We start from the raw sequence: 26843 nt of genomic DNA, 5'->3' as shown, positions 1-26843 counted from the left end.
CAGCATGTGAATGATATAATCTTTACAAGTGAATATGCATTGAGGGCACAATAGATGCCTTAGGTTGGGAAGTGGATGGATGGAACCTACATTGCTTTATCATATTACAGATTATCGAAACCTTCCCTCTATTTTAGATAATGGTGGGTTGGCAGCTCATTCACGGGTCTCCGGTAATAAAATATCATATACAGATATCGCTCATCACAGTATTCAGTCTAGGCGTTCAAAGATATCCGTTTCTGCAGCACCACGTGGTATGCTGCACGATTATGTTCCTTTTTATTTTTCTCCACGATCTCCAATGTTGTATGCCATCCATCGGAAAAATGTTGAAGGGTTTTCCGGTACACAAGATGATATTATCTATCTGGTTACAAGTACAGATGTTATTAAAGATGGAGGCAAAGATTTCGTTTTTACGGATGGCCACGCCATCATGTTATGGACAGAATTTTATAATGAGTTAAGTCATCTTGATAAGATTGATTGGGAAGTAATGGATAGCATTTATTGGAACGATACGGATCAAGATCCTGATCGTACACGAAGGCGCCAAGCTGAGTTTTTAGTACATAAATTTGAAAATAGGGATAAGACCAACATTTTATTTTTAGGGGGTGAAGATATTGATTTATTTTAAGCAGGGGAACTTACTCGATGACCAATCTGAAGCACTTGTTAATACAGTAAATACCGTTGGTGTTATGGGGAAAGGGATCGCCCTTCAAGTGAAGCAAGCTTATCCCAACGTTTTTCGGGAATATGAGAAAGAAAGCAAAAAAGGTAACGTGCAGATCGGTCAAATGCATATTGTTACGACAGATTCAATCGTAGCCCCTGATTATGTCATTAATTTTCCAACTAAAAAGCATTGGCGCGAAAAGTCTAAAATAACGTACATTGAGCAAGGTTTAAAAGATCTTGTGCGAGTTGTCCGAGAATTAAAGATTAAGTCTCTCGCTCTTCCTCCGCTCGGTTGTGGTAATGGGGGCTTGAAATGGTCTGAGGTGAAACCTTTAATAGAAAATGCATTCATTAATGAAGCGATTGATGTTAATGTATATGAACCCGCAGGCAGCCCGAAGCCAGATCAAATGAAAGTGGGGACATCAAAACCGAGATTAACTAAAACGAGAGCGTTATTATTAGCGTCTATGAGCGCTTATAAGGCCCCTGGCTATCGATTATCCTTGCTAGAAGTGCAAAAAATTGCTTACTTTCTCCAGGAAGCAGGAGAGCCATTAAAACTTGACTTTGAGAAGGGTAAATACGGTCCCTATGCTGAGAATTTAAACTTTGTATTACAGCGATTAGAAGGACATTTTATCCGAGGGTATGGTGACAGGAACCGAAATGCAGAAATTGATCTGTTCAAAGACGCGGGCGAAAAGGCGCGTGAGTATTTGTCGGGTGATGCAGACAGTGAACGTCGCTTGGATAAAGTACAACAGGTGATCTTTGGTTCTGAAACGCCCTATGGTTTGGAACTATTGGCTACCGTGCATTGGGTTATGAAACATTCAAACCCGGCGAATAACGATGACCTCATTCAAGATGTACAAAGCTGGAATGAACGAAAAAAGGAATTGTTTCCTTCGAAGCATATTGAGCTAGCTTGGGATTATTTGAGAGAAGTAGGTGTGTGAGGGGGGTACCTTCACAATTAGGAGTCACTACATTCCGACGGGGAACTTATCTTAGTATTGGGCGTATCGATTTCCGGGATGCTGCTAATGAATGAACAGCGTGGAACCCGGGTCGGTTGTTACAAATCAGATTCTTTATGTAACGTTAGCTTGGCGTACCCGCAATACCGATTAAGTGTCATTATGTCTAAACAGCAATCATGTTTAGTGCATCCGTGCCTAGCTCAGGGACATTGGCGATTCATGGATTGTGACAGGGGGTCACGCACCTGGATATTAGCGAAGCACTGGATGCGGAGAACAATGAGGCGCGCCCCGTGGAAGCTATTGCATTTGCAGCCGTTGTTTTGAAGGTGCGGAGTATTATGCGTGTCGGGGGAGTTGTTTGGGTGTGGGTTGTGTTTGCCTTCTGGATCGGGGATGACGGAGACAGAGTTAGAGCGGGTTATTGGGGTTGTTGAACAATTGTTGTGGTGATTACTTCAGCATTAATTGTTAAATGAAACTAAACCTTTGGCTTACGGCGCTGATGGTGGATCCCGAGCTGGGGTTACACACTGGGATATTATCGAAGCATGGGATTGCGGAGGATATCGAGGAGCGTATGATATAAAAATAAAAAAGCCCCGATTATTTCGAGGGCTTTGATCCATCTGCTTTTAATTTGTATTTAGAGGTGTCTATAGAAGCGGGGACATTAGGATCCTTTTCTTTCATTTCTTTGATGATGCGTCGTGTTTCTTCCCGTTTTTCTTCAGATTCTTGAGGGATGGCATAAACGCCATTTAGTTCAGTATCGATATAGTGGGCTAATTCACCATCAGTCATTTTTGAAAACTTGCGATTGGAAGACATCCTATCGCTCTCCTTTCGTGAAGTATAACTGAATGAGGCGGGTTGATGCAATGGTTGATAAAGCCATGCGGTCTGGCCGTATAATCTCTGCTCCATACTGCTGATATTGGGAAATCACCGATGGATGATACTTAATATGAATCGCAGTATATCCGTCAAATCCGTAGTCAAAACTGATCACTGATGCAGCAGCGAGCAATGTTGGAGTCACCTTTAGTGCAGACTGTTGAGAATGATTGGAAGGAGCGGACTCAAGAAGTTCCATAAGAATAAATCCTTCGTCCACCACATAGGACATCAATGCTTGAACATTTGGATCCCCATGTACTTTTAAGGATAGGATGTTTCTATTTGGATGAATATATTCCTCATGCCAATCAAAAATCCAATCCCTTGTTTCCGTGATATCAGATTCTGTGGCAGGTAATACATGCCCATCATACACTTCTTGATCATCTTTGGTTTCAACAATCACCTCATACATATCTCCTCTCGCGCTATCGTGTACTGCTTTTAGATGTACTCGATTTGACGGGCTTATGATTGATATTTGCTTACGGAAATTCCTTTACGGAATGATGTCACCCTTAAGTATTATTCCTGGATACTATAAATATAGCAATAAGAGGGATAAATGTCATTATAAAATATAAAACAGGAACAAAGTTGGCCTATAATTTTTGGTACATCTTTTACTATTACTTTTAGAGAAAGTTATCAAAGGATTGATTGCTAAATATAGGATCGCGGTACGTGTGGAAACCGCTACACTTGCAGCCGTTGTTTGAAGGGCCAAGTATTAGGGTCGAATATGACGGAGGAAGGTGATTGGGATTATTAAGACGATGATATCGAAGTAATAATCACGAGCCACCCACAATAGTTGTACGATTTGCCTTTTTGGATACAATGCTGCTTTAATTCGTGAAATAAATCTGACACGATACTTACGAATGCCAGAATGCTAGTCGTGGACTGGAAAGGCGGGTTCCGGGGCCGATGTTATAGACTGTATCCCTGCTGATTCTTAAACCGTTGGGATACCGCGATACCGATGTATCAACGTAAATAGAAGTGGGATGTTATTGTGGCGGGTAGAAGCAATGGTTCTTTTTACAAGATCAGCTTGATCGTGGATGGCTTGTCAATCATCCATAGCTGTTCACGGGGGGACAAGTGATGGAGATAGGGGGAGAGTGTATCCATATCTGATGGCTCGAAATGCATGACGTGCTTGATAGGTGCTATCTTTTCTTAACATCGTTAGCATTTCGTACCTGACGCGCATAAACGCGTACGAAGAGAGGGGCCCTTTCTCTTCATCATAATCCCGGTATGCATACCACAGACCTAAATAGCCAACTTGTAAAAAATCGTCGAGATTGCTATGAATGTGGAGTCGACGGATCATACGGTGAACCAGCGGGGTATAGTGGCGGTAAATGACTTCAAACGGAGGGTAAGTAGAGGGATTTTGAAAGGTGCTCCAGGAGGTAGTGAATTGGTAAAGGCTTCCGCAATAAGTGGTAAATCTCTCAGCGCTCGGTGAATGCAATACTCAGTTGGCGAGGGGGTGACGTGGTTTTTTTTCCTCGCTTACATTTGTAGCCAGTGCCAATTCGATTATGTATAAAGGGGCGCAGCCGGTGAGCAGGGCTTGTGATTAAAATAGTTGAAAATCTATTGAGTTCAGCATCTACAGCTAATAGCGGTGTGTAATGGGATCTAATCTTTATGAAAGATTACGCCCAGTTAGTTGAGGATCTTTTTATTACGTGAAATGGACATAGCTGAGTGCCATGATTAATGAGTGTAATTTGTTTTACGGTTCTTTACTCAAAACTTTGGGGAGTTAGTTGAATATCACAAAATCTTAGTAATAAAATGATACACCTTACGACCTCAATAAATCTTTAAAAATTAACTCATTTAATTTATAATAGAACTTGAAAGAGTAGTAGTAATTGTTATTCGTGGTGATAAGCGCTACGGGATAAATTGAAGGTTGTACCATAGGCAACTGTTTACGTTTATTTTTCGTTAAACTATCACAGGTTGGCAAAAGGTAGAGTTACTACTGCTCTTTTGCTAATGTTGCCCAGAAGGTGTGAATTTATGGAAATAGAAATAAGAAATACAGATGAAGATGTAAAGCGTAATTTTGAGAATTTAATAAATTTTAAAGATGTAGCCCATTTATTAGAAATCTCAGCGGAGACATTATATAAAATATTATTCATAAATAAGCACTTAAATTACAAAGAGTTTACGTTAAATAGAGGAAAGGTAAGGACAATATATTCCCCAAAAAAGAACTTAATGATTATACAAAGAAAATTAGCTTATATATTAAGTCTTTTATATAGCCATCATACAAAGTCACATGGATATATAAAGGAAAAAAGTATTATTTCAAACGCAAATGAACATGTTCAGCAAAGGTATGTTTTAAACTTTGACCTAAAAGATTTCTTTGATTCTATTTCATTTGGACGTATAAGAGCTATGTTCATGACTTACTTTAAATTCAATGATAAAGTATCAACAACTTTAGCTAATATTTGTTGCCACCCGAATGGATTCTTACCGCAAGGTGCTCCTACCTCGCCAATAATTTCTAACATAATTTCTTATAGACTTGACAAAAATTTAGATAGTATTTCCAGAAGGTATAACTGTAAGTACACTAGATATGTTGATGATATAACAATTTCCACTTCCAGAATATATTTCCCGAAAGCTATAGGACATGGACAAAAAGGGTCAGATCAAGCAGTTGTTTCAGAAAAAATTAAGAGTATTGTACATAAAAATGGATTTAAAGTTAATGATAAGAAAACAAGGTTAAATAGTAAATACGAAAATTTAAGTGTTACGGGTATTACTGTTAATGAGACACTAAATGTTAAAAGATCTTATGTTAGGTACATAAGAGTTATTTTACATTCTATAGAGAAAGGAATCGAAGAAGATAACCTAGATAAGGCACAAAAAAAATTTAATGAACAGTATAATTTTAGACAAAGAAAAAAAGGTAACTTGCCGGATATGTACAGTGTTATAAGGGGAAGATCTCCTATGTTGGACAAGTTAAAGGGAAGAAAGATAATGTCTATAATAAGCTAGGAAAAAGATATAACAATATTGCTAAAAAACTTGATTTACCATATTTGTATTTACCGTTAGATGTTTATAATATGCAAAGTGAAAATACATTTGTAATAGAACAAGATGAACATAAGCTTATGACCGAAGATGGCTTGCCTCATTGGTTTTGTATAGAACAAGGAACAGCATTTTTATTAAAAGGGATTGGCTATATTACTAATTACCATGTAATTAAAGATTACATAAAATATTATCACGATGGTTACAATATGAAAACGCTAATAAGACTTCATAGACCAGAATATCCTGAAGAAGATGTATATGTTACAGTGAAATGTTATGACAGGATAAAGGATATAGCTATCTTAGTTGATTTAAGCAGAGATATTGATAGAAATGGATTTAAATACAGTTTAAATGATGTTTCAAAAGATTCAAATGTACAATTACTTGGATTCCCTCATTACCATGATGGAAATCCCTTAAGGCAAGATGATACTAAAATTATTGGTAGAAGGAATAGTAATGAAATTTCTATGTATGAAGTAGAATCAACAATATTTGGTGGGAATAGTGGTGGCCCCCTAGTTAACGAGAATAATGAAGTAGTAGGCTTAGCAGTTAAAGGCTCGGTTGAGTATCCAAATGAAGCTATACCTATAGTCCATGCCCTTGAGTTAAATAAGAATGAGAAAAGAAATGTTTGTCACACGTAAGGATGAAGTAACTCTTTTTATTCTTACGTATAATAGAGTTTAGAGGATGAAATTATAATTATTAGAATTAAAAACCTCCCACCATCTATACATGTGGAATCCTGGATAGTTTGTGAAGGAATGTAGTGGTGTGGGAGCCGGAACCGTTGTTATAGATCATATTCTTAATGATTCTTTAGCCCTTAGCCTTGTCACGAAACCGAGTGAGTCTTATAAATAAAGTTGGGAAGTCATTTGTCTACAGAACGATAATGTATTTTTTTTCCTGTTTTTTGTTCCTCTCAGACGCTTGTCACCATCGCCATTGGCCCGCGCGATGCGTGATGCAGAGGAGCGGGGGAAGCTGCCCAAAGCTGTGATTATCGTGAATTTTTATGGGCAGAGCGCGCGGATGGATTCTTTGATGGAGGTCTGCTAGGGGTCTGCGCTCGTGTCGAATGATGTGGAAGCGCTGGATCGGGTACGGTTTTTGGCGACCTAGGCGTAGGTGCCGGCGCTGCATTATGAGCACCGTGAGGTGGGCTATAATTATCGAATGAGTAATATCGTTGCCGGTGTGGGGCGTGGACAGTTGGAAGTGATGGATCATCGAGTGAAGCAGCGAAGGGCTGTTTTTCAGCGGTATTATGCGGCGTTGGGTGGTCAGCCGGGGGTGGCTTTTATGCCCGAGTTGGAAGGCAGTAAGTCGAATAGGTGGTCGACGGCGTTGACGGTGGGCCCCGATGAAGCCGGGGTGAGCCATTTGGATATTATCGATGCCCTGAGTGCGGAAAATATTGAGGCACGGGCCCGTGTGGAAACCCCTGCATTTGCAGCCCCTTATTGCAGAAGGCTTTACCAATTCAGGGGTATGGTGTGCTGATGATCGAAGACGCCGCGGTATCTTTGGGGAGCGAGTATAAACCATATATTTTGCAGAACAAACGTTTGCATTATAATCCCTGGTATGATATGATAATGCTATAAAAACCAAACAAACATCCCCTATAAACAGAGGAAAGAAAAGTTATGGCAGAAGGCATTTCATATCATAATAAAGATGTGCTCTTTAAGTTTTTAAGCGAGCTTTACAAAGATGCCACGTTAGATGCTTTTGGCATTGAAGGATTGCCTAAAATCAGAAAATTGTTGCCGACAACCATGCCGAAAGTTCGGGCCGATGAAAGACGCTCGGATACACAGTTTCTTTTGCAAGATGACTCTGTCCTAATGTTGGAGTACGAGAGCAACAATCGTATCGACGAAAACCATATCAAATATCTTGACTACGCCCAGCGAATTTTAGATCGAGAATATCAAGAGGAAAAAGTGGTAAGAGCCATTCGTCTTGTAGTCATATATACGAGCGATGTGGCCAGCGTGGGAGAGCGATTGAACGCCGGGGATGTAGGAATTCAGTCAAGAGCTGTTCTGCTCAGTGAGCATAATGGAGACGTGATCTTGGAGAAGATAAGTGATAAAATAAAAAGAGGTCAAGAATTAACCCGTGAGGAACTCATGAAGCTGAGCATGCTTCCTTTAATGCACAGCACGAAGTCTCGAGAAGAAATGACACGGGAATCCGTCAATTTGGCAAAGAATTTACTGGACGAACGAGAACAAGTTCAAGTCATCGCGGGTATACTGACAGCAACTGATAAATTTATGGACGCTGAATTTTCTACCATGATAAGGGAGTGGTTAAGCATGACGAAGGTCGGGAGGATTATCGAAAAGGAAATTGAGCAAGCTGTCGAAGAAAACACGAGAAAATTGGCAAAAGCGATGTTAAGGAAGAAGATAAGCCCTGAAGAAGTTGCGGAAGAAACTGGTTTAGACCTTGAGGAGGTCGAAAAACTCAAGGAAGAAAAATAAGGGAGCTGATTTTCAGCTCTTTTTTGACCATTCAGCATCTACAGAAACATAAGCAGGTACGCAGACCAAAGTCCTGCATATCCTGCTTGCAAAAAGTCCTCGTGGTTGTTGTGAATGTGGAGTCGTTGAAGCATACCGTGCACTAACGGTGTGTATTGCTGATAGATGTACTCGAATGAATAGTGTTGACGAGCCGTTTGGTGGTTGTTCACGGTAGTTCCTTCCAAGAAACGGCGCCGTTCTTTCACAAATAGATTTATAATATAAGGAGAAATGGACTATTTAACTTGGGTTCCGGGATCGATGTTATAGATTGTATTCCTGTTGATGCTGAAAGCCGTTGGGATGACCGCGATACCGGCGTATGAACTTAAATAGAAGTGGGTTGTTATTGTGGCAGGCAGAAGCGATGGTTCTTTTTACAAGATCAGCTTGATCGTGGATGGCATGTTCAATCATCCATAGCTGTTAACGAGGGCTCAAGTGATGGAGATAGGGGGGAGAGTGTATCCATATCTGATGGCTCGAAATGCTCCGGCGCGAGGTTTAGCAATGATTCTAGTTCTGGCGAATCTGATGAAAAATAAACATGACGCTCTTGATAGGTGTTGTCTTTTCTTAACATCGTCAGCATTTCGTACCTGACGCGAATAAACGCGTACGAAGAGAAGGGCCCTTTCATTGTCATTAAAGTTATATTGTAATTTATAAAATTAATGAAACAAGACAAGGATTGAAAAGAATCAGAACAAATAACAGATCAAGTGTTTACAATACTTGGGTGTTATGGAATAGGGATACACCAGTGAGGTTGGCTATAAGGTTAACGGATGAATAATATTGTCGCCGGCATCATAATAAAGCAAGAAAAAGAAGCTGCTGTACCTGTTATTAAGAAAGCTTGGAAAAAGGGGAGGAAGAGGGTTAGGTTTCCTCTGTTAAATTTTGGGAAGAAGTAATGGAGCCTATATGGTTTGAACAATATTTACCACTTGCTTAACTTCCTTTTCTTTTTGTCACCTTGCCACATTTGCCATTACCCATCTATTCTCACGGATTTACCGTTTGGAACGGATCTAACCGCCCGTGGCTGTCAACCTTAGAGGCGGTTATTTTTGTCGTTGTTGTCAGCTGTGATGAAGTATACTAGCGTACCAACGGCAGCGCATAGCATTAGTGCTTCATACGTTGTCATGACAATCACCTCCCATAATATTAATAGATTTCTATAATGCTAGTGTATAAAGATTTGATTCGAAATAGAAACCGGCAGGCGTCCCCGCCGGTTTGTTTTTTCGCTTTATTTTACATATTTTCTTAGTTTCGCTAGTGCTCCTTTGCGCCAGCCTTTAACCGTTTCAACGGAAACGTTGTACTTGGCGGCGATCATGCGCGGGGCTTGGTCGTGGACCGCGTGTTCAATGACCCAGCGTTGTTCTCGTTCTGATAGCGTTTTCAAATATGGTGCTAAGTTTTCTGCATCTGATATCCAGGCATCTGTGTCTATGGCCATTTGAACAGGCTCCGGAGCTGTGGAACTGAAAGAATGCTGGTCGTAATAACTGGCATCCTTTTTCAGCATCGTCTGACATTTCTCCTCTGACACGAACGAAAGCATAGGAGGAAAAAGGTCCCTTTTCACTATCGTGATGGTGGTATGCAAGCCAAAGTCCCAAATAACCTGCTTGCACAAAGTCGTAGTGGTTGCTGTGAATATGGAGTCGCTTAAGCATCCCTTTCACTAACGGCGTGTACTGTTGATAGATTTCCTCGAATGAATATTTGAATCCGTGAATTTGGCAAAGAATATACCGGACGAACGAGATCAAGTTCAAGTTATTGCGGGTATACTGACAGCAACTGATAAATTTGTGGACGATGAGTTTTCTACCAAAATAAGGGAGTGGTTAAGCATGACGAAGGTAGGAAGGATTATTGAGAAGGAGATTGAACAAGAAAGGCAAGCGGCTATAGCGGAAAACACTCGAAAAGTAAGCGTCAAATAATCCCCACCTAATAACAGGCGGGGATGTCATGTATGCTTTATTTAGATTGATTAGGGACGAAACATTCTTGCGGGAGTGTTTTGGACCATGGCAGAAGTTGAGCCAATTGCGCTTGATCTGTTGTATCCATATTGGGAAGTTCCTCAAACAAATAGCTAAGGTAGTGGAATGGATTCAATCCGTTTTCCTTGGCTGTCTCCACAATACTATAGATCATCGCACTGGATTTTGCTCCCTTTGCGGTGTTGCTAAACAGCCAATTTTTCCTCCCCATCACAAACGGCTTGATGGATCGTTCGGCTCGATTGTTATCGATCTCCAATCGGCCATCCTCTAAAAATGCCTCTAAACGCTCCCATTGGTTACGACAATATTTAATCGCCTTGCCAAGCGCACTTTTTGGTAATACATGTGGCGTTTGTTCTTGAAGCCATGCCAAAAAAGCCTCCAGTACGGGCTGGCTGCGTTCCAAACGCTTTTCATAGCGTTCTTGTGGACTTGCGTCCTTTAAATGGCGTTCAATGTCAAAAAGCTGATTGCAGAAGGCCAAACCTTCTTTCGCTTTCACAGACGTCGTGGCTGCGGATTCAGGCAATGCCTGCAGCGCTTCCGTGAATTTACGACGCGCATGCGCCCAACAGCCGACCAAACGGACATGGGGAAGGCCATTGTATCCTGCGTAACCATCGACATGCAGGTAGCCCTGAAAGCCATCCAGGAATCGGCGGGGATGCTTATTCGCCCGGGTCTGCTGATAATCGTACAGCACCATGGGCACATCGGCTTGTCCGGAGCGAAACAGCCACATATAGGACTTCGATGTTGCCGATCGTTCCGGTTCGGATAACACTTGTAAGGTTGTCTCATCCGCGTGTAAGGCATCCAGCTCTAATAGTTGGGCATGCATTTCGTTGTAAATCAGCTCGAGCCACGTGTTGGCACCGGACATCATCCAATTGGCCAGAGTCTGGCGGGGGATAGATACACCGAAACGTTCCAGGTGTTTCTCTTGCCGATACAAGGGCATGCCTTCCACATATTTCTGGGTCATGGCATGAGCCACGGCGGATGGAGAGGCTAAGCTTCCCGGAAATGCCGGTTCCGGCATCTTCGCTGTCACGATAGGCGTTTCGATGTCATGGCGTTCACAATGGCGGCAGCCATAGACATGGCGGACGTGCTCCACGACTTTCACTTGCGCTGGAATGACCTTTAATTCTTTTCGCACGTCCGTACTCATATCGTGTAGGGCTCCGCCACAACACGAACAGACCTGCTCCTCATCGGATAAATGATAGTCCATCGTTTCCGTCGGCAGGTTTTCGAGCTTTTGTTCGCGTTGGCCACGCTGTTTCTTGCGTTTATATGTAACCGTTTCGACCGTTGATTCTTCAACCGTCGGGGTGGATGTACCTTCGACCTCATTGAAAAGAGAGAGCTGGTCTTCATCGGTCTTCTCACTGGAAGATCCGAATCTGCGTTGTTGGCTTAGGCGAAATTGTTCTTCGTACCATTGGACTTTAGCCTCCAACGCCTCTTTTTCCAGCTCAAGCTTTTCATTTTGCGCTCGATAATATGCAATTGATGGGTTTGATGATTGCGCTGTATGTGCCATACCATAAGTATACGGAAAAGCATCCAACTTGCCCAGTCGAATGCCCGTATTTCTAAATTTCAATGTTCTATAGAATGGTACGCGCTTTGACCTCCCGATGGGCCTGCCTCTGCTCGATGGGCAAACCATCCAGCAGCCACCGAAGTTGGCGCGGACTGATGGTCATGGGTGCCGTTTCTGTTTCCGATGGCCAATGGAATGTGCCATTTTCCAACCTGCGGTAATGGAGCCAAAAGCCGTTGTGCTCCCACTGCAGGATTTTCAACTTGTCACGTTTCCGATTACAAAACACGAACAGACAAGGGGAAAAAGGATCGAGATCAAAGCATTGTTGGACAATAACGGCCAGACCGTCGATCGATTTGCGAAGATCCGTGTTTCCCCGAGCCAGGTACACGCGCTCGAATGATACATTCAACATTGGCTTCGCAACACATGAATGATATCGGATAATAACCCAACATGGGCGCCCGGCCTTACTTCGACGGAGATGGCACCGTAGTGAATAAAGATAGGTTCCGATCCTCCGGAAGGTATAGGATCATCATCGTCGACTTGGACCGTCAGCCATTGGGTTGAATCCGGTTCCGATGATATCTTGTCATCCTTGAATCGCTGGACCCAATAATACATTTGATTGACGTTGATGTCCTGCTCACGACACCATTCGGCCACACGTTGTCCGCTTTCTTTCCAGGCATCATACCGAGCTTTCCACTCGATTCTCTTGTCTTTCAGCGTCATCACATAACCTCCCGCAATCATTTCTAAGGCGATTATGGCACGGATGACTTTTGATTCCTATGTGTATTCTATTTGACGCTTACCTCGAAAATTAGCGAAGGAAATGCTAAAGAGAATGTCAGCAGAAGAAGTTACTGATATAACAGGACTGGATTTAGAAGAAGTCGAAAAACTCAAGGAAGAAAAATGAGGGGGCTGATTTTCAGCTCTTTTTTTTGCCATTTAGCATCTACAGAAACTAAGCTGGATTTGGGGTTACTATAGATGTCGCTTTAAATGATTCGTAAGTCACTATAATTTCTGGTGATTTATGGATAGTAATTTATGAAAATAGATGGATATTTTGGTATAATAGAGGTAGTAAGTGTAGTGTGTTCTGGAAGGCTTAGGCGTAAATCGGGCAGCGTGGGCCCCGGGGCCGATGTTAATGCCCGTGTTTCTGATAATACGAAAACCGTTGCGTACCCGCGTAACCGATGAAGAATTATACATAGAAGAGGGATTTTATTATGTCAGAACAACAAGACCGTATTTTTTTATCTGCCCCACATATGAGTGGAAATGAACAAACATACATACATGAAGCGTTTGACCAAAACTGGATCGCGCCGCTCGGCAACAATGTGAACGCGTTGGAAGAAGCGTTGGCGGCGTATAGTGGCGTGGAAGGTGCGGCGGTGCTGAGTTCGGGGACGGCGGCGATTCATTTGGCGTTGCGGCAGCTTGGCGTCGGGGAAGGGGATGTTGTGTTTTGTTCTTCGCTGACGTTTGTGGCGAGTGCGAATCCGATTTTGTATCAAGGCGCGCGGCCGGTGTTGGTGGATTCGGAACCGGAGACGTGGAACATGTCACCCGCGGCGTTGGAGCGGGCGCTGGGTGATGCGGAGGAGCGGGGAGAGCTTCCTGGTGCCGTGATTGTTGTCAATTTGTACGGGCAGAGTGCTCGGATGGATGCGTTGATGGAGGTGTGCCGGGGGTATGGCGTGCCGGTGATTGAAGATGCGGCGGAGTCGTTGGGGAGCGAGTATTTAGGCCGGAAAAGTGGTACCTTCGGCGATTTTGGCGTGTTTTCGTTTAACGGGAATAAAATTATTACGACTTCCGGCGGGGGTGCGCTCGTGTCGAATGATGTGGAAGCATTGGATCGGACACGGTTTTTGGCGACCCAGGCGCGGGAGCCGGCGCTTCATTATCAGCATAGCGAGGTCGGATATAATTATCGAATGAGCAACATTGTTGCTGGTGTGGGTCGTGGACAGTTGGAAGTGCTGGATGAGCGTGTAGCGCAGCGGCGGGCGGTTTTTGCGCGGTATTACGAGGCGTTGAGTGGACGGCCGGGGGTGGCATTTATGCCCGAGCTTGAAGGCAGCAAGTCGAATCGATGGTTGACGGCGTTGACGGTAGATCCCGAGAAGGCGGGCGTGAGTCATTTGGATATTATTGAAGCGTTGGGTGCGGAGAATATCGAGGCGCGGCCCGTGTGGAAATCGTTGCACTTGCAGCCGTTGTTCGAGGGTGTGGCGTATTACCCGCATGAAGAGGGGTGGAGCGTGTCGGATGAGCTTTTCCGTTATGGGCTGTGCTTGCCTTCTAGTTCGAGTATGACGGAAGGGGAGCAGGATAGGGTGATTGGGGTTGTTGAAGGGTTGTTTGAATAATCCTTTCAACATTTGCAAATTTGTAGTGTGCTAGGCCTATCCATCGAACTTTTCGATTATGATGCGGACCAACAAACATCCGTGATTCCCATTGGGGACAATGAAAAAACAGAAAGGACCCCGGGGAAAATCCTGGGCTCCTTTCTCACCGTTTACTGCATCTCTTGCTGGATTTCAATGATTCTTTTCACATCAAGATTAGCGCCTTTTGCTACCGTCTCAACGTCTATACCCATTGCTAATAACCTGCGGGCAGTCGCTTCATTTGCCTTTTTCTCTCCTCTTTCTTCTCCTCTTTCCTCAGCTTCCTTTTTACGAAGTTCTAATTCCTTCTTACGAAGTTCCAACTCTTGCTCACGAAGTTCGTATTCTCGTTCCGCGGCTTCTTGATCGATAAGTTCTTTTGATCGCTCTTCATAGGCTACACGCTGTTCTTTTGTTGAACTGAGTTCTTCCCAGTGGTCGAAAGCATCGTATAAAGTTTCGTCTTTCATGGCTATCTCCTCCCTCTTTGTAATTAAATATTCTTCCATATGCTCTTGATTTCTCAGAATTTCATGTCTTTAGAATGTCGTACCAGCAGCGTGCACCATTCACAAAGAAGATAATTCTTCAATAGAAGGAATGATATTCCATCCAAGAGGATCTCCACCTGCTCCAACCCCTAGGGGTTGGAAAAAAATGTATAACCGTGCGCTTAACGATGACCCACGTCATACATGGTCGCTTAACCTCCCATATATCACTGGATGGTTGATGATCCACACATTCCTTCGTCCGGCGTATCCATGCTGGTGGGGGCGGCTATGCTCCAATACTGGGTCTAGGCCCTAAGGGTGAGAAATGAATGCCGCCTCGGCACTGTTGGTATTTGTTCCATAGGCAAGAAAATGACTGATTTTCAAAAGAAAATATGGTTCCTATCGCTTGCTTTACGCGGCTTGTGTCTGGGAACACTTCCGATCTTGAAGGAGCTTCGCTCCATCAAAGGGACATTCGCGTTGCCCGATGACAAACAAGACTTTCAGAAGTTTACCGCACAGGGCGATCAACGACTGCATCTTTGTCAGAGGTCGGTCTGAACGCTGCGTGAGCTCATGATGAAGGGCGCGAAACGTGTCATTATGATTGACGAGCGGACGAATCGCTAAAAACAGAATGCGGCGTAATCGTCGGCGTCCTCGTTTACTAATGGTGGTTTGGCCCTTGTAAAGCCCTGAACTGTTCTCTTTTAAATCAAGACCGGCCAGGCTGATCAGCTGTTTGGGATGACGGTATTGGTGAATATCCCCAACTTCGGCAAAGAAAGCGGCAATGGTCATGTCGCCTAAGCCTTTGATATCCCTCATTTGTTCGGCGCCAGGGAGATGCTCAAGCTGCTCTGTTAATTGCGCTTCCAATGTTTCGAGTTGCCGAGTGTAAAGGTCATATTGGTCCAGTAACGCCTCCAACTCTTGGCGGGCAAAGTGAAGCCCTTCGGTGATGCCGACACTTTTTTCAGCGGCTTCATGAAGCTTTTGGGCTCGAGCGAACCCGGCGTGTCTCTTGGCATAGGCTTTCCATGTGTCCACGATGGCTTCCGGCGTCGTCTCCACAATCGCTTGGGGAAGAGGAAACGTTCGCAAAGTGGCCAAAGCACTGACGCCATCCCAGGCTTTAAACACCTGCTCAAACTCCGGGAAGTAACGGTTCAGCCAATTTTGAACCCGGCCTTCGGTCTGGTTTTGTAATTGCACGAGCTGATCTCTTAATTTAATGCCTTCTCGCAATTCAGCGTAGATGCCTTCGAGAAGGTTGGGGACAGAGTATCGCCCGTCCTTCACCTGTTTAGCGATGACCATCGCATCTTTAGTGTCGTTTTTACTTGGCGAGTGATCATCGATTTCTTTAAGACGTTTGACGTGCGAGGGATTGACCAACACGAGCTGATGGCCGCACGAGTCAAGATGATCCGCCAAGCTAAACCAGTAGTGGCCAGTGGGCTCCATGCCTACCACCATGTGCGTTTTTTGATGATTCGCTTGATGATCTTCAGCCCAGCGTAGAAGCTTTTCAAAGCCTTCAAGATCGTTGGTGAACATGATGCGTTTCCCAAACTCGAAGCCGCGATCATCAATGGCTCGAGCAACATGTTTGTTCTTAGCGATGTCAATGCCAATGATGAGCGTTTCCGGGGTTATTTGAGCGAGCTTTTCATTTTGTGTATAATTCATGGTGAGTCCTCCTTGGTAGTTATCAATTTAGAGGTCGATGAGTAATCATCGGACACTCCGTACTATACCAAGGGGGCTCTTTTGTGTTCAAAGCTCAATATTTCCCCTAACAGGAATGCTCCAATTCCTTGTAAATGTCAGCATAAACCTTGTCGTTTTTACGATCAACAATGCCGAGCATGAGCAGCCATCGGGCAAGCGCATCATTCCATGGGTCGAGTTTGTCGGCTTTCCAATCTGTAATTAGTTTGGGCATTTCGATGAAATGAAATTCCATATCATTGGTCAATTGAAACTTTTCTTCGTCTTCATATAAGTGGTAGGTGGTATGAAACCGATCGGTTCCATCAAAGATATCAAAATTCAGAATGTTAATGGCGATGACCGGATGCAATTCTTTATAAGCCATCCTTTTTTTAAAAGACCGTCGGTAGGTGCCTGCCCAATAGTACATGGATCGTTTAATCATGTTGTATCGATTTGTGAATTGAATCTCAACATTGATGACTTCAGCGGCATCGGTAGTCACTAACAAGTCTAGCCTCGAGCGCTTATCGTCGGGGTCTTCTCCACTTGCTTCCGTGTTGTCGAACGAAATATCTATGATGCGATCTCTACCGGTTTTTTGCAAAATGGCATTTAGAAATACAACGGTAATCTCTTTGTTTTTTTCATTGCCAAACAGTTGTTTGAACGCATAATCTATCTTCAGGTCCATGAGTCGTTCGAGAGGGATTCGTTTCAACACCTTTGATTTCATTTTTACGCCACCTTGCCATGTTTAGTTACTTTTATTATAGCATAATCAAGGTGAAGCCAAGTCGAATAACGATGGCCAAAGTGCGGCGAGCAGAAGAGCGGTACGTTTGGCGATTTTGATGTATTTTCATTTAATGGGAATAAAATTATTACGACATCCGGCGGAGGCGCGCTCGTGTCGAATGATGTGGAAGCATTGGATCGGACACGGTTTTTGGCGACCCAGGCGCGGGAGCCGGCGCTTCATTATCAGCATAGCGAGGTCGGATATAATTATCGAATGAGCAACATTGTTGCTGGTGTGGGTCGTGGACAGTTGGAAGTGCTGGATGAGCGTGTAGCGCAGCGGCGGGCGGTTTTTGCGCGGTATTACGAGGCGTTGAGTGGACGGCCGGGGGTGGCATTTATGCCCGAGCTTGAAGGCAGCAAGTCGAATCGATGGTTGACGGCGTTGACGGTAGATCCCGAGAAGGCGGGCGTGAGTCATTTGGATATTATTGAAGCGTTGGGTGCGGAGAATATCGAGGCGCGGCCAGTGTGGAAATCGTTGCACTTGCAGCCGTTGTTCGAGGGTGTGGCGTATTACCCGCATGAAGAGGGGTGGAGCGTGTCGGATGAGCTTTTTCGCTATGGGCTGTGCTTGCCTTCTAGTTCGAGTATGACGGAAGGGGAGCAGGATAGGGTGATTGGGGTAGTTGAAGGGTTGTTGAACGGATCATTATCCTAGCGAAAGTAATATTTAAACCCAAAAACGGTAGATGGATCCTTGCCGGTTTTGGGTTATTTTATTGATTCAATCACAGGAACAAATGTTTGCTTTTTGGTGCAAGATCTGCTATTATAACAGGTGAAATAGTACAATCGGTAATCACCTTTAAGCAAAGGAGACAAAAATATGTCAGAAGGCATTTCGTATCATAATAAAGATGTACTATTTAAATTTTTGAGTGAGTTGTACAAGGATACATCATTAGATGCCTTTGGTCTGCAAGGAATGCCGAAGATTAAACAGTTATTGCCCAGTAACCTTCCGAAAGTGAGAGCTGATGAAAAGCGTTCAGACACCCAGTTTTTACTGGAAGACGGATCCATCCTTATGGTGGAATATGAAAGTAATAATGCAATCACTGAAAACCACATTAAATACCTGGATTATGCTCAAAGAATTTTGGATCGAGCGTACCGAGAGGGGAAAAGTATTAATCCCATTCATATTGTTGTTATCTATACAAGTGATGTAGCGAAAGTTGGAGAAGGTTTAAACGCAGGGGATGTAGGGATCCAATCGAAACCCATATTGCTTAGCGAGTATAATGGAGATGTGATACTGGAGAAAATAAGTGATAAAATAGAAAGAGGAGAGGACCTGACGCAAGAAGAGCTCATGAAACTGAGTATCCTCCCCTTAATGCATAGCACGAAGCCCCGTGAAGAGAACGTGCGGAATTCTGTAGAATTGGCAAAACAAATCAAAGATGAACGGCAACAAATACAGGTTATTGCAGGGATACTCACAGCAACGGACAAATTTGTAAGCGATGAATTCGCTGCAATAATGAGGAGGTGGATGGGAATGACGAAAGTTGGAAGACTTATCGCTGAAGAAGCAAGAAAAGAGAAATCAAGAGATATCGCAAGGCGACTGTTAAAGAAAATGTCTTCCGAAGAAGTGGCCGATGTTACTGGATTAGACATCGATGAAGTGAATGAAATTGAGCAGGAAAATGAATAAAAGCCTGATGCCAAGCTAACTATGATAGCTTGGCTCTGCACCGGAGAAATGTCCTGAATGGTATTGGACGCGTGTCGATTTCTGGAATGATCGCGAGTGATTGGTGCATCGTGGGTTCCGGATTCGTTGTTATGGACTGTATCCCTGCTGATGCTTAAGCTGGTGGGATGACGGTGAAACCGATGGTTATTTATCAATAGAAATGAGGTTTCATTATGTCAGAATAAAAAGAATGAATATTGCATTCAGCTTGTACCATCCTTGCAATCTTTTTTACCACCAAGTGCGAAAGGGTTACCACCTTTTGCTGAAGCCTTTCCAGTTTAACACCGCCCCCTGTATACTTAATGGCGAAGACACCAATCATTCGAGGCCCCCTCACTACCTTGCTTCCGCGATCCGGACATTTAGTTAGAAGTAGCATGGCAGTATTTCCATCAATTCAGCAACGCACTATGAAAGATTACTCTCAGTTAGTTTAGGATATTTATTACATAGTGGAATCGAGATAGATACTGATGTGCTCGTCGTCAACATCGGCCAGCTAGAAGTACTAGAATAATACCTGGACTAATAGGGGAGTATTTTCAATCGCTGGCTCACGTCGGTCGATCCCGAGCAATCAAGGTAGTATTTACCTCATGAGGAAACAAAATAATTTATTGCAGGACTTTAGGCACTTTAGTCGAAAAGTGTAAATGTTCACAAGTAATGTTTCCATCAGGGGGTATCTATGAAACAAGCTGAGCTCCTAGATTTCTTACGCGTTTATCACTCATAAGCCCCTAAATGAACTTGGACAATAAGAGTGTCATTGTCCAAAAATCAGGGGTTAATCCGTATAGAGAAAGATTATGTGCAAGATGCTACACTAAATGTGAAAGAGTGTGTTTTAAGAAATAGTGATGAATCGATAGAAAAAGAACGACAGCTTCACAAGGACACTGAAAAGCGGTTAGAAGAAGCTTTAGAAGATAAAGAAACTCTAATAGTCGAAATTGATTTTCTTCATCTGGTATTGGAATTAATTCATCGAAATGTTATCCAGTTCATAGAGAACGGATATTCAGCAAGTAGTGCAGAATTAAATGCTAAATTCAGCTTTTATAAACGAGAACATGATGGCACAGATACATTCAAGTATAGATTACGTCATGGGGTGTCTAAGTTAGAAATTCCTGCTGATATCATCCGATTTGAAGGAGAAGATTTAGATCGTTTAAGGCATGGAGAGAATTTAATACAGTCTGAAGAAAAAAACTATCCTCTGGTTAATGACATTGGATGATAGATCTGATTGGATCGTTAAACTGCATGAAAAAAGGGATGTTGACAACTTGTTGAATGATAATGATAAAGGTATAATAGCAATAGAAGGTTACGGGAAGTTACTTCTCGTGCTCTTTGAATTAATAGGATCTGATAAATCTTGATGGAGGGATTCCCATGACCGAGAAGAAAGAAGTCTATACCGAGAAAACTGTAAATTTAAGACAAGTAAAAACATATGCCCAACTAAAGCAAGAGCGTAAAATAAAAAACGAAAAAAAGATTAAGAATCATCATAAAAACAGAGAGAGGATTTACAGATAAAAAGCAAAGAGACACCTTTTAATGAGGTTTATCTTTGCTTTTGTTTATGAGTTTTCCTGCCTCTTTCAAGTTGTATGAATGTTGTTTTTGTTTCTCCTTTTGCTTTTCCAGCTTCTCTTTCCGTCTTTTATTAAGATCCTCATACTTCAATCAAACCACTCACCTTTTTTCATCATCTTCGGTTATAAAATGCGTTTATATACATGAAAACGGAAAAAGAGGCCACTGCACTCTCTATCTTTTAGGCCGTTGGATTACCAACAAAACCGATGAAGTTTTATACATAGAAATGGATTTTATTATTTCTGAATAACAAAGATGAAGTATTTTCCGTCACGGCGGCGATTCATTTGGCATTGCGGCAGCTTGGCGTCGGGGAAGGGGATGTTGTGGCGAGCGCGAACCCGATTTTGTATCAAGGTGCGCGGATGGATGCGTTGATGGAGGTGTGCTGGGCGTACGGTGTGCCTGTCATTGAAGTTGTACGGCGTTGACGGTAGATCCCGAGAAGGCGGGCGTGAGTCATTTGAATATTATTGAAGCGTTGGCTGCGGAGAATATCGAGGCGCGGCCCGTGTGGAAGCCGCTGCACTTGCAGCCGTTGTTCGAGGGGGCAGCGTATTACCGCATCCAGAGGGGTGGAGTGTCGGATGATTTGTTTCGGTGTGGATTGTGCTTAGCTTCGGGGTCGAGTATGACGGAGGGGGAGCAAAGCAGAGTTATTCAGGTTGTTGAGCAAGCATTGGAATTTAAATGTGCAGAAAGACAACAATACTCACGTTGACAAAACATAAGTAGCATCATATAATATTGGTAATTGAACTCGCCACGCCTCTCAACGATGCGGACCACGGCGAGTCGATTATTTTGAGGTGAATTTATGCAAAATTCAAAACCAACTAAGGTCTTTAAGATCTTTGAACAACAAATTGAAATTTTAGAAAACAGAAATTTAATTATCAATGACTATGATTTTGCACTAGATGTCATGAAATCTATAAATTATTATCGTTTCACTGGGTATTTAATTCCCTTTAAGAATAAACATGATACATATGTACCCGGGACGACATTTGAGCAAATAGATCGCATTTATGAATTTGATCGTAAATTACGTTTGTTATTATTTCAATTACTTGAATCTATAGAATTGAAATTTAGAGTTGCTGTTAGTCATTATTTTTCTGAACTCTATCATCCCACTGCATATGAGGACTCTAGTTATTTTCAACAACCACATCTTCATAAAAAATTTTATGATAGATACAAAAGTTATCGCAATAGTAGTGATGAACTATTTATAAGGCATCATATAGAAAAGCAACAAGGTATACCATTTTGGGTTGCGGTTGAAATTATACCCTTTGGCACTTTATCTAGACTTTATCTAAACATGGAGAAAAACGATAGGGTATACATAGCTAAGTCTGCATATGGTCTACATTCTAAATATATTTCTAGTTATATGAACTGTTTTTCAACATTAAGGAATGCATGCACTCATTTCAATAGGATTTATGATAAAAGATTCCCCATAACACCTAAACTTCCTACGCCGATCCTAAAAAAATTTAATCCATCCATGATTTTTTATAAAATACTTTTAGCTATGAAGACTATTTTGTCAGAATCTACCTTCAACATATCGATGAATAATTTAAGTGCACTCATTGAAGAATATGAAGATGTTATCGTTTTACATAGAATTGGCCTACCTGAAGATTGGTATGACAAAATTACGACTCATTGATTACTTCCTAATACCAAAAATATCCCACTTGCTATCCAGCGATCGAGTAACGAAATTCTAACTCCAACCTGACAGAATAAGATAATGGAGAAAATGTATCATGTCATATTCCCTAGAAGATAAATTGGTAGTAGCCGTAGCTTCAAGTGCACTATTTGATTTGTCTGAGTCAGACAAAGTTTTTCGAGAAGAGGGCGAAGAAGTTTATCGTGAATATCAACGGAAGAATGAGAATTCAACATTAGAAACCGGGGTGGTATACCCGTTGGTTAAAAGATTACTTAGTCTAAATCAAAAATCTACTGATCCATTAGTAGAAATCGTTTTATTTTCCAGAAACGATCCAGATACTGGTCTTAGGGTTTTTCGTTCTATCGAAAATGGTGCGGATGCGTTGAAGCGGTCGCGGTTTTTGGCGACGTAGGCGCGGGAGCCGGCGCTTCATTATCAGCACAGTGAGGTTGGTTATAATTATCGGATGAGTAACATTGTTGCTGGCGTGGGGGGGCAGTTGGAAGTACTCGATGAGCGTGTGGAGCAGCGGCGGGCTGTTTTTGGGCGGTATTATGAGGCGTTGAGCGGGCTACCGGGTGTGGCTTTTATGCCCGAGCTTGAAGGCAACAAGTCGAATCGATGGTTGACGGCGTTGACCGTGGATCCCGAGAAGGCGGGCGTGAGTCATTTGGATATTATTGAAGCGTTGGGTGCGAAGAATATTGAGGCGTGGCCCGGAGTGTGTCGGATGAGCTGTTCCTTTATGGGCTGTGCTTGCCCTCTAGTTCGAGTATGGCGGAGGGGGAGTAGGATAGGGTAATTGGGGTAGTTTCAGAATCAATATAATGTTTCAATTCCCGAGGTTTTCAATGTCTAAGAAGACATGAATTGTCAAGTTATAGATTATCTTTTGAAGAAAAATCAGCATTACGCTCTTCCTTGATGGCTTTCATCTCCTTTCTTAATTGCTCTCGTTCAGAATCGGGCACAGGGTAGGCATAAATGCCGTTATTTTCATTATCAATTAAATGAGCAAGTTCGCCGTCAGTCATGTCTTGATAATCACGTTTTAAATTAGTCATATTACCAAGCTCCTTTGTCTTTCAAGTATACATCAAATAAGCGATTGGAATCAATGGTGTCAAAATACATGCGCTTAAGGGGAGTAGGCTTTGCGCCATAACGGGCATAATAGGCCATAAGTTTCCGGTTGAGCTTGATGTTAATCGCCACAAAGCCACCACAGTGATGATCAAAGCTGATCTGAGCTGCGCAGCAAAGCATCGTCGGTGTAATCTTTAAGCCATGACTATGGGCATTAGCAGGAGAAGATTCCAAAAGTTGAATGAGAACAAATCCTTCATCGATTTCATAAGACATCAATGCCTGAACATTTGGGTCTCCATTCACTTTTAGGGACAGGATGTCTCGATCAGGAAAAACATATTCTTGATGCCAATTAAACATCCAATTTTTCGTTTCCATGATGTCCGATTCTTCGGTAGGTAATACACACCCATCATATGTTTCTTGATCATCTTTGGATTTAACCACTACCTGCATCATATTCATGCCTCCTAGTATCAAAGGGGGGATATATATTATAACTATAGCACCAAATAATCCAAAAATCAGTATAAATACTAATAATTAATAATAACCCAGATTTCGCGCTAGCGACCATGCACACTAATCATTCCTGATGTCCAACGCGTTATGCTTGTCTGATTGTAGCTGATTCATCAGCCAATGCAACAAAATGCGCGCTTATTCCCGTTCCTTCGACATTAGCAAGGCAAACGAATGACCGTCTCAAGGTTACTGGTGACGGCTCTCGACAGCCATCGAGCTCCTTGGTTCTGTGAAAATGGAGGCATCCATTTCCAACAAAACGAGAATACGGGGTAATTGCGGCTCATAATGCTTCGGGAAGAACCGCCGAAGATGTCCGTCAATCTCCATATGAAGGATGTCGACGGTGTCCAAAAGTTCCAAAACAGATTCACCCGTGGGGCGAAAGCTTCTGCGTCCTCCTCCGCCAAGTTGGTACAGGGGTTCGGAGGCCCCTTCCATGTTTTTGCGAATCAGGTATTCAAAGAGGCTGTACACCATGACACTGATCATCATCACACATGCAAAAGCTTCCACGCGTTTAGGTTTTGCCAGATAGACCCTGCCGACAAAAAAGGGATTTTTGAGGAAACGAAAGCGATTTTCCACCGTCTGTTGCCCTTTATAGGCCTTTAACAGCTCCACGTCTGCTTGATCATCTTTGGCGACACTGGTCACGAGAATAAAGATAGAGGCTTGCTTTCGAATCGCCTCGAGCTGTTCGTCCGAAGGGGGATGAAGCGTTAATCGGACACGATAAACCGTGATCGGCGGCGGTGGCGCCTCCCCTTTTTTGGGACGGCCCCGCTTTTGGCGTTTGCCTGGCAGCTCTACACAGACCGTCGTGCCTTCAAATGTATGGTAGCCTTTTTGGTGTTTCTTGAGAAATGCGCCCAGCGCCTCTTCCGCGTCGGCCTCGCAGGAGAAGTCCTGCCTTTCCAGCTCGGCTTGTTCCTTGTGCCAACGTCTCTGTTCCTTTTCCAAGTTGCTTTGGATGGTTTTTTCTTTTCGGGCATCCATATGGTCGGATTGGATCACCAGAAACCGGTAGGTTTTCCCGTTAAGGTCAGCTTTGGTGGGATAGATGCGGTAAGAAGCAGCGCCTTTACGGTCCACGAGGGCACCGATCTCCTCCCACTGATCCAAATCCTGCTCTAAGGCCTCTGCCTTCAAGGTTTTGGCGAGATTGAAATTCTCCGGCAATCGGGACAAAAACTGAAAATCGGCCTGATCCTTTTGGCCCGTGGTGGCCTCCAGATTATCTTGGGTGACCAGGGCACTATCCGAAATAAAAATCGCCTGTTCCAGTTGTTCCGGATCATACCAATCGGTGAGCGCATGCAAGACATGCTTGTTCCACGTTTTATCATCCTGGTTACCGTCTAAAATATCGCCATAAACAGGGATGCCTTCCGGCGTCGTTCCCAACCCAAACTTGAATTGGGGCAGATCAGGCCGGTGGTCTTTGGAATAGCCGCGTACAATTTTCAAGATGTCCTCCTCGTCCGGGTGATTCTTGGGTTGGCCCGTGTACACAAAGGATGTGGTATCAAAATGGAGCCCTTTCCACGTGAGGTCGATCGGAGCTTGAACGGCCTGAATGGCTCTCTTACAGACCTTCTCAATGCCCGCCTCATGAAGGGCGTCTAACGCACGGCCGAGCGCATCGTCATTGAAATCATTCGCTTTCGTTCCGGGACCAAAGAGTAACTCGACATCTTGCTCTTGATAAAATTCTTGGACGCGATAAAGGGCTTTACGATGGGATAACTGATTGATGATCATAGCAGCTACTCTTGTCCCTACGGAGACGTTACAGTCTTTCTCTTTGACAGGAGATAGCTTGTCGATGGCCTCAATTAATCCCATTTTATCCATCAGCTGGCGGATCACTGGCGTTGATCCGATACGAACGGGTTGAATGTCGGGAAGATCTTCTGGTGATAGGCTCAAAGGAATCACCTCATGGGTTGTCTTTCCTGAACCTTTGATACAGGTAAGGCAAATTCCTGCCAAAAATTAAGAAACATACTCAAACGGGCGCGAAATGTGGGATAAAATACAAAGAGGCGAGGAATTAACTCATGAGGAACTCATGAAGTTAAGCATACTTCCATTAATGAACAGTACGAAGTCTCGCAGGAAATGACATGGGAATCCGTAGCCCTGAAGAAGTTGCTGAAGTAACTGGATTAAACCTTGAAGAAGTCGAAAAACTACAGAAGGAAAAAGAAAAGTGAGGGAGCTGTTTTGCAGCTCCCTTTTTCAGGGCGTTCGTACCGAAACCTATGATACGGGAAGGAATATATTGATTCTAAAAATCCACTGATGGCTCTTTTGATTTTATGGTAAAAAAGAGATAATGGACGTGTGTGCCGATTAAATTTAGATGAACAGAGAATGAGAGGGGGTGTTCCTATGACAACAACCCGTAAAAACAATATTCGCAATCGAAGAGAAAAATCGGAAACACAAAAAATGATTGAACGACGTCAAGAAGAAAGAAATTACGAACTGGAACAAAGCAAGAAGAAAACAGAAGCGTTTAAAAAACGAATCAAAGAGTTAACCAGACAATAGAACGAACAGAAAGCCTCTATTTATCGAGGGTTTTTTTATTTCAATAAAAAAAGCTTATTCTTCCATAAGCTTCTTTCTGAGACTTGCTTGAATCTTTTCTGTTTTTTTCTGGATTTTTCAATTTCTGCCCTTCGCTTTTTCTGGTTTTCTTGCTGTTCAAAACGCTTCTCTCTTTCCTTCATAAAGCCCCCACAAAAAAGTTTTAGCATCATTGTTGCCGAAAAACATTGAATTATAACATAGTTGACGATATCTTACGTTAATTTGTCATTGTAGCGGTGTGGATGCCGGGGCCGTTAACTGGCTATCTTCTCCGTAATAAATTCCGGGGAATTATTTACTATACATCCTTCATTTGGTAAAATATAAATAATTCTATTAAATACAAAATTTTCATATGGAGGGT

At 43.0% G+C, this 26843-nt stretch carries 26 protein-coding genes and 5 pseudogenes; 17 read left to right on the top strand and 14 right to left on the bottom strand.

Translation table 11 applies throughout. The features are described from left to right. Window positions 1–79 precede the first annotated feature (79 nt). The 3 genes from darT to EPH95_RS18640 all read left to right on the top strand — a co-directional run bounded on the left by darT (window position 80) and on the right by EPH95_RS18640 (window position 2110). Window positions 80–643: a type II toxin-antitoxin system toxin DNA ADP-ribosyl transferase DarT gene (gene darT, locus EPH95_RS03990; protein ID WP_142087571.1), complete on the top strand. Its 564-nt coding sequence runs from the start codon at window positions 80–82 to the stop codon at window positions 641–643. Then, a complete protein-coding gene (gene darG, locus EPH95_RS03985; RefSeq protein WP_227004038.1) occupies window positions 621–1649 on the top strand; it encodes a type II toxin-antitoxin system antitoxin DNA ADP-ribosyl glycohydrolase DarG in 1029 nt (342 codons plus the stop codon). The genes darT and darG overlap by 23 nt, the downstream gene beginning before the upstream one ends. Window positions 1650–1966: 317 nt before the next feature. After that, the gene (locus tag EPH95_RS18640; protein ID WP_160141599.1) at window positions 1967–2110 is read left to right on the top strand and encodes a hypothetical protein; all 144 of its coding nucleotides are present in this window, start codon (window positions 1967–1969) and stop codon (window positions 2108–2110) included. 169 nt (window positions 2111–2279) lie between these two features. Here the strand turns inward: EPH95_RS18640 and EPH95_RS03980 are convergent, their stop codons facing one another. The 3 genes from EPH95_RS03980 to EPH95_RS19765 all read right to left on the bottom strand — a co-directional run bounded on the left by EPH95_RS03980 (window position 2280) and on the right by EPH95_RS19765 (window position 4059). After that, window positions 2280–2504, bottom strand: coding sequence for a hypothetical protein (locus EPH95_RS03980; RefSeq protein WP_142087568.1), 225 nt, complete (start codon window positions 2502–2504; stop codon window positions 2280–2282). A gap of 1 nt (window position 2505) precedes the next feature. After that, entirely contained in the window at window positions 2506–2979 is a 474-nt protein-coding gene (locus EPH95_RS03975; protein WP_142087566.1) for a hypothetical protein, read from the bottom strand. Between the two features lie 687 nt (window positions 2980–3666). Next, window positions 3667–4059 (bottom strand): sigma factor, encoded by a 393-nt coding sequence (locus EPH95_RS19765; RefSeq protein ID WP_227004037.1) that lies wholly within the window; start codon window positions 4057–4059, stop codon window positions 3667–3669. Window positions 4060–4619: 560 nt separating this feature from the next. Between EPH95_RS19765 and EPH95_RS03965 the strand changes: the two genes are divergently transcribed. The 4 genes and pseudogenes from EPH95_RS03965 (at window position 4620) to EPH95_RS03950 (ending at window position 8182) form a co-directional block, all read left to right on the top strand. Next, window positions 4620–5630, top strand: a complete 1011-nt coding sequence (locus tag EPH95_RS03965) for a reverse transcriptase domain-containing protein (RefSeq protein ID WP_160141598.1) — start codon at window positions 4620–4622, stop codon at window positions 5628–5630. A 71-nt stretch (window positions 5631–5701) separates the two neighbouring features. Further along, window positions 5702–6328, top strand: a complete 627-nt coding sequence (locus EPH95_RS03960) for a S1 family peptidase (RefSeq protein WP_142087561.1) — start codon at window positions 5702–5704, stop codon at window positions 6326–6328. A 289-nt stretch (window positions 6329–6617) separates the two neighbouring features. After that, window positions 6618–7149: pseudogene (locus EPH95_RS03955) on the top strand (DegT/DnrJ/EryC1/StrS family aminotransferase); the annotation flags it as partial. A 187-nt stretch (window positions 7150–7336) separates the two neighbouring features. Next, the gene (locus EPH95_RS03950; protein WP_142087558.1) at window positions 7337–8182 is read left to right on the top strand and encodes an RpnC/YadD family protein; all 846 of its coding nucleotides are present in this window, start codon (window positions 7337–7339) and stop codon (window positions 8180–8182) included. A gap of 1300 nt (window positions 8183–9482) precedes the next feature. Here EPH95_RS03950 and EPH95_RS19180 read toward each other — a convergent pair. The 5 genes and pseudogenes from EPH95_RS19180 to tnpA all read right to left on the bottom strand — a co-directional run bounded on the left by EPH95_RS19180 (window position 9483) and on the right by tnpA (window position 12568). Further along, complete coding sequence (locus EPH95_RS19180) at window positions 9483–9764, bottom strand: sigma-70 RNA polymerase sigma factor region 4 domain-containing protein (protein WP_227004169.1); 282 nt, start codon at window positions 9762–9764, stop codon at window positions 9483–9485. A 58-nt stretch (window positions 9765–9822) separates the two neighbouring features. After that, window positions 9823–9915 (bottom strand): annotated as a pseudogene (locus tag EPH95_RS19760) (sigma-70 family RNA polymerase sigma factor); the annotation flags it as partial. Between the two features lie 310 nt (window positions 9916–10225). After that, a pseudogene (gene tnpC / locus EPH95_RS03940) lies at window positions 10226–11808 on the bottom strand (IS66 family transposase). A gap of 62 nt (window positions 11809–11870) precedes the next feature. Further along, on the bottom strand, window positions 11871–12224 hold the full coding sequence (gene tnpB / locus EPH95_RS03935) for an IS66 family insertion sequence element accessory protein TnpB (RefSeq protein ID WP_142087553.1): 354 nt from the start codon (window positions 12222–12224) through the stop codon (window positions 11871–11873). After that, window positions 12218–12568: an IS66 family insertion sequence element accessory protein TnpA gene (gene tnpA, locus EPH95_RS03930; RefSeq protein WP_227003902.1), complete on the bottom strand. Its 351-nt coding sequence runs from the start codon at window positions 12566–12568 to the stop codon at window positions 12218–12220. Before tnpA ends, tnpB begins: the two co-directional genes overlap by 7 nt. Window positions 12569–13056: 488 nt before the next feature. Between tnpA and EPH95_RS03925 the strand changes: the two genes are divergently transcribed. Continuing rightward, window positions 13057–14205 (top strand): DegT/DnrJ/EryC1/StrS family aminotransferase, encoded by a 1149-nt coding sequence (locus EPH95_RS03925; RefSeq protein WP_142087548.1) that lies wholly within the window; start codon window positions 13057–13059, stop codon window positions 14203–14205. 152 nt (window positions 14206–14357) lie between these two features. On the opposite strand, the gene EPH95_RS03920 is transcribed toward EPH95_RS03925, so the two are convergent. The 3 genes from EPH95_RS03920 to EPH95_RS03910 all read right to left on the bottom strand — a co-directional run bounded on the left by EPH95_RS03920 (window position 14358) and on the right by EPH95_RS03910 (window position 17178). Next, window positions 14358–14699 carry a hypothetical protein gene (locus tag EPH95_RS03920; protein WP_142087546.1) on the bottom strand — a complete coding sequence of 114 codons (342 nt, stop codon included), beginning with the start codon at window positions 14697–14699 and terminating at the stop codon, window positions 14358–14360. A gap of 438 nt (window positions 14700–15137) precedes the next feature. Continuing rightward, window positions 15138–16418: an IS110 family RNA-guided transposase gene (locus EPH95_RS03915; protein WP_142087431.1), complete on the bottom strand. Its 1281-nt coding sequence runs from the start codon at window positions 16416–16418 to the stop codon at window positions 15138–15140. Between the two features lie 106 nt (window positions 16419–16524). Beyond that, window positions 16525–17178, bottom strand: coding sequence for an Rpn family recombination-promoting nuclease/putative transposase (locus tag EPH95_RS03910; RefSeq protein WP_142087544.1), 654 nt, complete (start codon window positions 17176–17178; stop codon window positions 16525–16527). 96 nt (window positions 17179–17274) lie between these two features. On the opposite strand from EPH95_RS03910, the pseudogene EPH95_RS03905 reads away from it, so the two are divergent. The 8 genes and pseudogenes from EPH95_RS03905 to EPH95_RS19755 all read left to right on the top strand — a co-directional run. Continuing rightward, window positions 17275–17904, top strand: a pseudogene (locus EPH95_RS03905) (DegT/DnrJ/EryC1/StrS family aminotransferase); the annotation flags it as partial. 168 nt (window positions 17905–18072) lie between these two features. Next, a complete protein-coding gene (locus tag EPH95_RS03900; protein WP_142087542.1) occupies window positions 18073–18909 on the top strand; it encodes an RpnC/YadD family protein in 837 nt (278 codons plus the stop codon). An 814-nt stretch (window positions 18910–19723) separates the two neighbouring features. Further along, on the top strand, window positions 19724–20197 hold the full coding sequence (locus tag EPH95_RS03895; RefSeq protein WP_142087541.1) for a hypothetical protein: 474 nt from the start codon (window positions 19724–19726) through the stop codon (window positions 20195–20197). A gap of 158 nt (window positions 20198–20355) precedes the next feature. Continuing rightward, entirely contained in the window at window positions 20356–20502 is a 147-nt protein-coding gene (locus EPH95_RS18635) for a hypothetical protein (protein ID WP_160141595.1), read from the top strand. A 350-nt stretch (window positions 20503–20852) separates the two neighbouring features. Continuing rightward, window positions 20853–20996, top strand: a complete 144-nt coding sequence (locus tag EPH95_RS18630; protein WP_160141594.1) for a hypothetical protein — start codon at window positions 20853–20855, stop codon at window positions 20994–20996. A 23-nt stretch (window positions 20997–21019) separates the two neighbouring features. Then, entirely contained in the window at window positions 21020–21286 is a 267-nt protein-coding gene (locus EPH95_RS03890; RefSeq protein ID WP_405127415.1) for a DegT/DnrJ/EryC1/StrS family aminotransferase, read from the top strand. 96 nt (window positions 21287–21382) lie between these two features. Continuing rightward, window positions 21383–22252, top strand: a complete 870-nt coding sequence (locus tag EPH95_RS03885) for an Abi family protein (protein WP_142087539.1) — start codon at window positions 21383–21385, stop codon at window positions 22250–22252. Window positions 22253–22352: 100 nt separating this feature from the next. Then, window positions 22353–23056 (top strand): annotated as a pseudogene (locus EPH95_RS19755) (5'-nucleotidase). An 86-nt stretch (window positions 23057–23142) separates the two neighbouring features. Here the strand turns inward: EPH95_RS19755 and EPH95_RS03875 are convergent. The 3 genes from EPH95_RS03875 to EPH95_RS03865 form a co-directional block, all read right to left on the bottom strand. Continuing rightward, window positions 23143–23328: a hypothetical protein gene (locus EPH95_RS03875; RefSeq protein WP_142087538.1), complete on the bottom strand. Its 186-nt coding sequence runs from the start codon at window positions 23326–23328 to the stop codon at window positions 23143–23145. A 1-nt stretch (window position 23329) separates the two neighbouring features. Further along, on the bottom strand, window positions 23330–23812 hold the full coding sequence (locus tag EPH95_RS03870) for a hypothetical protein (protein WP_142087537.1): 483 nt from the start codon (window positions 23810–23812) through the stop codon (window positions 23330–23332). A gap of 252 nt (window positions 23813–24064) precedes the next feature. Further along, the gene (locus EPH95_RS03865) at window positions 24065–25810 is read right to left on the bottom strand and encodes an IS1634 family transposase (protein WP_142087535.1); all 1746 of its coding nucleotides are present in this window, start codon (window positions 25808–25810) and stop codon (window positions 24065–24067) included. A 465-nt stretch (window positions 25811–26275) separates the two neighbouring features. On the opposite strand from EPH95_RS03865, the gene EPH95_RS18625 reads away from it, so the two are divergent. Next, the gene (locus EPH95_RS18625; RefSeq protein ID WP_160141593.1) at window positions 26276–26437 is read left to right on the top strand and encodes a hypothetical protein; all 162 of its coding nucleotides are present in this window, start codon (window positions 26276–26278) and stop codon (window positions 26435–26437) included. The last annotated feature ends 406 nt before the right edge of the window (window positions 26438–26843 follow it).

Source organism: Salicibibacter halophilus (assembly GCF_006740705.1).
Classification (GTDB): Bacteria; Bacillota; Bacilli; order Bacillales; family Marinococcaceae; genus Salicibibacter; species Salicibibacter halophilus.
This window is presented reverse-complemented; position numbering and strand designations above follow the sequence as displayed.